General features: G+C 42.0%; 6 protein-coding genes. 1 reads left to right on the top strand and 5 read right to left on the bottom strand.

Going from position 1 to position 4474, the window contains the following annotated elements; all coding sequences use genetic code 11:
* The coding region (locus tag C7B62_RS24665; RefSeq protein ID WP_146132215.1) for a Tn3 family transposase at nucleotides 1–651 on the top strand (651 nt) is incomplete at its 5' end.
* A gap of 16 nt (nucleotides 652–667) precedes the next feature.
* Here the strand turns inward: C7B62_RS24665 and C7B62_RS24670 are convergent.
* The 5 genes from C7B62_RS24670 to C7B62_RS24690 all read right to left on the bottom strand — a co-directional run bounded on the left by C7B62_RS24670 (nucleotide 668) and on the right by C7B62_RS24690 (nucleotide 4304).
* Nucleotides 668–1105, bottom strand: coding sequence for a pentapeptide repeat-containing protein (locus C7B62_RS24670; RefSeq protein ID WP_106244012.1), 438 nt, complete (start codon nucleotides 1103–1105; stop codon nucleotides 668–670).
* A 38-nt stretch (nucleotides 1106–1143) separates the two neighbouring features.
* Nucleotides 1144–1752, bottom strand: coding sequence for a tyrosine-type recombinase/integrase (locus C7B62_RS24675; protein ID WP_106244017.1), 609 nt, complete (start codon nucleotides 1750–1752; stop codon nucleotides 1144–1146).
* Nucleotides 1753–1927: 175 nt separating this feature from the next.
* Nucleotides 1928–3004 carry a tyrosine-type recombinase/integrase gene (locus tag C7B62_RS24680; protein WP_106244020.1) on the bottom strand — a complete coding sequence of 359 codons (1077 nt, stop codon included), beginning with the start codon at nucleotides 3002–3004 and terminating at the stop codon, nucleotides 1928–1930.
* Complete coding sequence (locus C7B62_RS24685) at nucleotides 3001–3690, bottom strand: RES family NAD+ phosphorylase (RefSeq protein WP_106244022.1); 690 nt, start codon at nucleotides 3688–3690, stop codon at nucleotides 3001–3003. The genes C7B62_RS24680 and C7B62_RS24685 overlap by 4 nt, the downstream gene beginning before the upstream one ends.
* A complete protein-coding gene (locus C7B62_RS24690; RefSeq protein WP_106244025.1) occupies nucleotides 3690–4304 on the bottom strand; it encodes a hypothetical protein in 615 nt (204 codons plus the stop codon). Before C7B62_RS24690 ends, C7B62_RS24685 begins: the two co-directional genes overlap by 1 nt.
* Nucleotides 4305–4474 lie beyond the last annotated feature (170 nt).

Raw genomic sequence — 4474 nt, forward strand, 5'->3', positions numbered from 1 at the left:
GGTTTTCAGTTAATGCCCAGGCTCAAAAGGATTAAGGTACAGAAGCTCTATCGCCCTCATGCTGGACAAGCTGATGCTTATCCCAATCTAGAACCTGTAATGACTCGTCCGATTAACTGGGACTTAATTCGGCAGCAGTACAACCAAATGGTTAAGTACGCTACAGCATTGAGGCTGGGTACTGCCGAAACTGAAGCTATACTCAAACGGTTTAGTAAGAATCCTTTTAAACATCCTACCTATTTGGCTTTGATGGAATTGGGTAGAGTTATCAAAACTATTTTCCTCTGTCAATATCTCGACTCGGAAGCTATACGCAGGGAGATTAATGAGGGTTTGAACGTGGTAGAGAGATGGAATGGAGTTAATAACTTTATCTTCTACGGCAAAGGTGGTGAATTTGCTTCCAATCGTCTCGAAAGTCAGGAATTATCGGTGTTGTCTTTGCATCTGTTACAGATTTGTTTGGTGTATGTAAATACGTTAATGATTCAGAGTGTGCTGGCGCAGGAGCATTGGCAGAATAGATTAACGGCGAGGGATTTACAAGCGATTACTCCTTTAATTTTCAGTCATGTAAATCCTTATGGGTTGTTTAAGTTGGATATGAAGGAGAGGATTTCAAGATTATCGCAACCATTGGTAGCTTAGAGATTGATATAAGTTGTTAGCTACTAGGGTCATCGGTGCGAATGCTACCATCAGGCATAACAGTTTCATCGAAGATAGCACCTTCAAAACTTTCGACATAGAATTCGCTAACAGCAGTCAAGTCGGCGTGGCTGAGGTTGGCATTATCGAAGGAAGATTCAGACAGATCAGCACCAGTCAAATCGACATAGCTGAGGTTGGCATTTCCAAAATAGGTCTGAAAGAAAATAGCATCAATCAAGATAGCACCAGTCAAGTTAGCCTCTCGCAAAACAGCCTCTTCAAGACGTACCCCTTCCATATTAGCCCCACTAAGATCGGCAAACATAAGATAAGCTCTATCCATAATGGTGAAGCTAAGATCGGCATCAATCAATTTGACCTCGGACAGATCAACTCCAGTAAAATCTCTCTCGCCAGCAGCATATCTTCTGAGCAATTCTTCTTTGTTCATAATTGTTCGATCAATCTAATACTTGAAACTTCTCTAATTTAGTCCATCCAAAAGTTTTCAAACCTGTGGGGTGACATCTGAGTATAGCGAACCGTGTGATGGATGTTTTTATGACCTAAATAATCCTGAATCGCTCTGGTATCATGCCCCTGAGCCGCTAAATAGTAACCGCAAGCATGGCGCAGTTGATGGGGATGAACGAGTAAGGGAATACCAGCTAATTCTCCTGCTCTAGCTATGATGTGGCGGATAGAACGAGTTGAGAGAGGAGCTTTGCGTTCGGAGACAAAAACATAGCTCGTATCGGCATAATCTCTCTGAATTTGCCGTAAGGCTCTGAGTTCGGGAGAACGTAAAGGATGAATGCTATCGCGACCGTTCTTGACTCGATGGACTTCGATGTAACCACCTGCTAAATCTATCTGTGTCCATTTGAGGGCTACTAATTCAGCCGTTCTCAATCCATGACGAAACATCAGTAAAATAATTCCCCCGTCCCTGATGCCATGACGACCTACTTTTTTGGCTGTGCGAATCATCGCTTTAACCTCTTGCGATCGCAGATATTCTCTTTCTCTAGTTGAGAGTTTTTTGGGCGGTGGAGAAAACTTTGCCTTTAAGGGAAGTTGGGCAGTTATTTGTAGCATGGGTCAAGTCCTCATGCTGGTGTTTATACTTTCATGATACATTGCCTAGAATGAAGCGAACTAGGCAATGTTAATATTTGTATTTCTTATCATTCAGAGCAAAATTTCACTACGCTGCCTCTGGTTACACGAACCCTATATTTTCGCCAAGATCTGAGTTAAACGAAAAAGTTAGTTATGACGATAAATCAAGCTTTTCTTCAATACTAGCTCCTGGGTTGTGTTCCCAGCGATCGCCGACATGGGCATAAATCGAAGTAGTCCTGGGATCGGCGTGACCTAGTAAATCCTGTACTTGTCTCAAGTCAGAACCCGTTCGCAATGCCAGCGTACCAGCAGTATGTCTTAAACTATGGGCGGTAAGAGTTCTACCAGGAGTATGTTTGAGATTGCATTCAATCAAAGCGCGATCGCAGATCTCTCTAATACTGCGTCGGGATAATTGACCACCTTTATTGTTGTTACTTAAGGAGACAAAAACATAATCTGTAGGCTTGATTTTTCTTCTGAGAACTTTGCGCCTTAACTGAAGGTAATCCTCTAGCTGGACTGTCAAATTTTCAGTCAGAGGAACGATCCTGCTAGCTCGTTTTGCCGATACCTGTAGTCCAGTTTTAATGCCCTGTCTGACAATATCTGCTACTTTGAGTTGGTGCATTTCTACCGTTCTGCAACCTTCTAAGCTCATGATGCCAATCAAAAGGCGATCGCGCAACAAGCTCAGTCTGTCTTTATTCGTCCTCGCCCGCTCTAATTGAGATTGAATGTAGTCGAAAAGATATTTTAATTCCTCTGCCTCCATAAAGGTAATCCGAGCAGCAGGGTCTTTTCTGTCTGAAGGAGCTTTAATTTTAGCTACAGGGTTATTGCTAATCAGCCCATGAGTTTGTGCTGCTTTGTAGAATATTCTAATAATGTTGAGTTTGGTCGCGATCGTAGAGTTAGCGTATCCAGAGTTAACTAAATGTTGTCGGTACAGCTTGATGTCTTCTGGCTCTGCCTCGGTGGGTGAGAGTAAATTATCTCTGCACCAGTTTAAATACTGCTTGGTTTGGGATAGGTAGTTGCGAATCGTATCAGCTGAAGCCGCACCATTGCCTACTTCCATTTGAAGAAATCGAGCAAAAATATCTTCTAAGACCGTAGTTGTCGTTTCGGGGACGACTATCGCTGGTTTTAGCGATTCAACTTCTGTTTTTACTGCATTTGTTGTTTTGTCTTCTACTACTACAGGAACAATTTCAATTTTCATTTAACGAATAATCCATGAACTTCAGCAATTTCTAGGATTGGAGCTACTAAATCTGGATGATTTAAGTTCAATACTCCAACCCTAGCCGATTCGATTTTAGGTTTTGCTCGTTCGTAGAGGACTATAGCGTCCTCCCCGTTGTGCGCTCCTGAAGCAAGACTTGCGCTTGTCGAGGAAACCTCGACGCGCTTCCTTGCTGAAAATATCAATCCTTCAATTTCATCATATAGTTCGGGATGTTCATAAAAATATTTTCCCCATGCTTGGGAAATATCTCTTTGAGTAACGCCTGAAATAGCAGCTACAGTACCCGCTCCCATCGATCCCGAACCTCTTATATCCAGAAGTTTTATGTCGTTTGTCAGAGTTAAAAATGCTACCTGCCGTTGCTCGAGCGCGATTACCCCACAATCGCCGAATACCTCTACCAGACAACAAGATAAAGTCAGTCCAGCATAAATAACACTTCTATCTGGATCGATCTTGTTAGAGTATTTTCGATGATGGTCGAATCTACTAATTGGTCCATAGCTTCTAAAACTAGTAGCAGTAGAACCATATTGTGTCGGATCGAATATCCTAATTAGTCCCTCTCTACTTTTTAAAGTTACGTGAGTCGGACTAATCCCGCCTATAGGTGGAGGCATAAGAACCATATGCGAAGCGGTATCCTTTAGGACAACCATTACCAGCCTACACCTACTGCTCTTGCTTCTACTACTACTGCCTCTATTTCTCCCTGTTTTAGCATTTCAACTGGAGTCCTACCGTTCATAGCTAAATGAGGCTTCAAAAGCCAATTGAGCTTAGTAAAGTCAGAAACATCTAATGCTGCTAAGACTTCGGTCAAACCATCAATTACGCCATCATCTCCTTCAGGATCGAATTGCCAAAGCGGATACTTATAAACCCCTTTGTCCTTGATTCCCAATATTCTTTTAGCCAACCTGCGATCGCGAACCGTCGATCTATTCTCACATCCTAATAGCTCTGCTACTTTGGAAGAAGTTATACTACCCACTAAAAGTTCTCGACGACGCTGGTAGTAACGCTCTAAGTTGCCAAGCTGTAGTTCTAATAATCTACTGGAACTGGGTTCGACATAGTCCTTCCCAGCAATTTTTTTGGCTAGTTCTCTCTCTTCGGGAGAAACCACTTTCGGTAAAAGGGATTGTTGGATGCGTATCAAGTCTTCTGGTTCGGCAACCTCAAACAAGTTTTCTAGTTGTTTGAGTATTACTGTCGCTGCCTCCTCCTTCGACTTGGGTATCTCTATTTTTTGAACGATCGTGTTTTTCATCACCTTTATTTCCCCAATTTCATACCTCAATTCTAGTTTATGTGTGAGTTGTATGTCTATAAATAGCAAATTATGTGTAATGTTGTTCTACATCCGATTAGTGTCCTAATAAGAGGTAGAAATTGATATTTATAGACATAAAGTCTTATTCCACAAGCTTTTAGGCGATA

Source organism: Pleurocapsa sp. CCALA 161 (assembly GCF_003003995.1).
GTDB lineage: Bacteria > Cyanobacteriota > Cyanobacteriia > Cyanobacteriales > Xenococcaceae > Waterburya.

What these genes read in the sequence shown, in the direction of transcription:
- C7B62_RS24670 (WP_106244012.1), bottom strand. Translation starts at nt 1,105, where the DNA reads ATGAACAAAGAAGAATTGCTCAGAAGATATGCTGCTGGCGAGAGAGAT.
- C7B62_RS24675 (WP_106244017.1), bottom strand. Translation starts at nt 1,752, where the DNA reads ATGCTACAAATAACTGCCCAACTTCCCTTAAAGGCAAAGTTTTCTCCA.
- C7B62_RS24680 (WP_106244020.1), bottom strand. Translation starts at nt 3,004, where the DNA reads ATGAAAATTGAAATTGTTCCTGTAGTAGTAGAAGACAAAACAACAAAT.
- C7B62_RS24685 (WP_106244022.1), bottom strand. Translation starts at nt 3,690, where the DNA reads ATGGTTGTCCTAAAGGATACCGCTTCGCATATGGTTCTTATGCCTCCA.
- C7B62_RS24690 (WP_106244025.1), bottom strand. Translation starts at nt 4,304, where the DNA reads ATGAAAAACACGATCGTTCAAAAAATAGAGATACCCAAGTCGAAGGAG.